At 38.2% G+C, this 2,170-nt stretch carries 2 protein-coding genes; both read left to right on the top strand.

Annotated features, from left to right (window positions below):
• Positions 1-959: ATP-binding protein (locus AB5935_RS23645; protein WP_368327635.1), on the top strand; the 959-nt coding region annotated here is incomplete at its 5' end.
• A 31-nt stretch (positions 960-990) separates the two neighbouring features.
• Positions 991-2,170, top strand: a 1,180-nt coding sequence (locus AB5935_RS23640) for a DNA cytosine methyltransferase (protein ID WP_368327634.1), incomplete at its 3' end; no start/stop codon positions are given.

Genomic DNA, 2,170 nt, shown 5'->3' with positions numbered 1-2,170 from the left:
ATAAGAGACAGGTCGAAGCTAAGGAAATTCACCACACAGGTACTGGAAGATATGGATGGCTCACCATGCGTCCTATGAGTTTGTGGGAATCAGGGGATTCTACAGGTGAGATAAGTCTGTCGGAACTGTTCCTTGCCCCGGATAAAATAGGAGCCTTGAATAAACTTACATTGCCAGTGCTTGCGTTTGTTGTTTGCCGTGGGGGGTGGCCTAAAGCTTTGCAAAAGAAAACAGAAAAGGCGGCACTATTACAGGCAACAGAATATTATAAAGCGATAACAAATAGCGATATATCACGAGTAGACAATGTAAAACGAGATGCAGAACGGGCAAAAAGAATTATGCGTTCATATGCCAGGCATCAAGGCTCTCAAGCAAGTATCGCCACAATCCTTGCCGACATATCAACAAATGAACCAGAGGATGTCAGCGATGAAACGATAGATGCGTACCTTACCGCTTTGCGGAAAATATTTGTAATTGAGGATATGCCGGCATGGAATCCTAACTTGAGAAGTAAAACAGCGGTTCGTACATCTGATACAAGGTATTATGTTGACCCTTCGGTTGGCGTGGCAGCCCTTGGTTTAGGTCCCAATGATTTAATTAACGACCTAAATACTTTTGGGTTATTTTTTGAAACAATGTGTATTCGAGATCTTAGGGTTTATGCTGATGCCTTAGATGGTTCTGTCTATCATTATAGAGATAAGAATGGTTTGGAATGTGATGCTGTAGTACATTTGCGTAATGGTTCGTATGGTCTCATTGAAATAAAATTGGGTGGAGAGAAATTGATTGAGGATGGTGCAAAAACATTAATGGCACTCTCAAATATCATAGATACATCTCGAATGAAAGCTCCTGCTTTTTGTATGGTGCTGACAGGCGTTGGTGATTTTGCCTATAAGCGAACAGATGGAGTCTATGTTGTACCTATTGGATGTCTGAAAAATTAATTATGACACCAAATTTAAAAACGATCCAATTATGCCAACATATAAGTTTATAGATTTATTTGCAGGATTAGGAGGATTCCATTTGGCCTTAGAGCAATTGGGCTGCAAATGTGTATTTGCTAGTGAACTCCAGCAAGATTTACGCACTTTGTATGAGAGTAATTTTGGTATGAAGTGTGCTGGGGATATTAATCTTATTAATATCGAAAAGGACATTCCATCACATGATATTTTATGTGGTGGTTTTCCATGTCAACCATTTTCACAAGCAGGAAAACAACAAGGGTTTCAGGATGAGAAAGAAAGGGGCAACTTGTTTAATAAAATAATGGAAGTTCTCGAATTTCACAAGCCTGAATTTGTATTTCTTGAGAATGTTCCTAACTTGAAATCTCATGATAAAGGAAATACGTATCGTGTAATTCATGAAAAGCTATCAATGCTTTATGAGGTCAAAGAAGATATTATATCTCCCCATTATTTTGGTATTCCCCAGCATCGAACAAGAATGTATATTGTTGGTCGTTTAAAAAGTAGAGGTGGGTTGCAAACTTTTGCATTTCCAAAACATGAGGAAAGGCCTGACTGTGATATTTCTCAAATACTAATTCCTGAAGATACAGACTATATGTCTTTACGTCCAGTCACGAGAAAGCACATGGCAGCATGGCAAAAATTCTTGGATTTACTTTCTCAAAATAAGAGTACACTACCAACATTCCCTATTTGGGCAATGGAATTTGGTGCCACTTATGATTACGAGGGGGTAGCACCTTACTTTCAGAAACGGCAACAATTGTCTGGGAAAAAAGGTAAATTTGGAGAAGATATAGTTGGAAACTCAAAAGATGATTTTTTGCAACTTCTTCCCATATATTCTCAAGGAAAACCTAAAACAGGACGACAATTCCCGGATTGGAAAAAACAATTCATCAGACAGAACCGACAATTCTATCAAGATAATAAATCATGGATTGATGCATGGATTGATGAAATTAAGCAAGAAGGATTCGAAAATAGCCATCAAAAATTTGAATGGAATTGTGGTTATGAAGAACACCCTACAATATATAATAAAATTATTCAGTTCCGTCCATCTGGAATGCGTGTGAAATTGCCGACCTATTCGCCTGCATTGGTGTTAACAACAACTCAAATTCCTATAATTCCGTGGTTGATAACTCCCAATGGAGAAAAAGGTCGGTACATGA

Origin of the sequence: Phocaeicola sp. RTP21198st1_B8_RTP21198_201120, assembly GCF_040929485.1 — a bacterium.
Lineage (GTDB): Bacteria > Bacteroidota > Bacteroidia > Bacteroidales > Bacteroidaceae > Phocaeicola > Phocaeicola dorei.
Note: the sequence above shows the minus strand (reverse complement) of the source record. Positions and strands in the feature narration are given on the sequence as shown.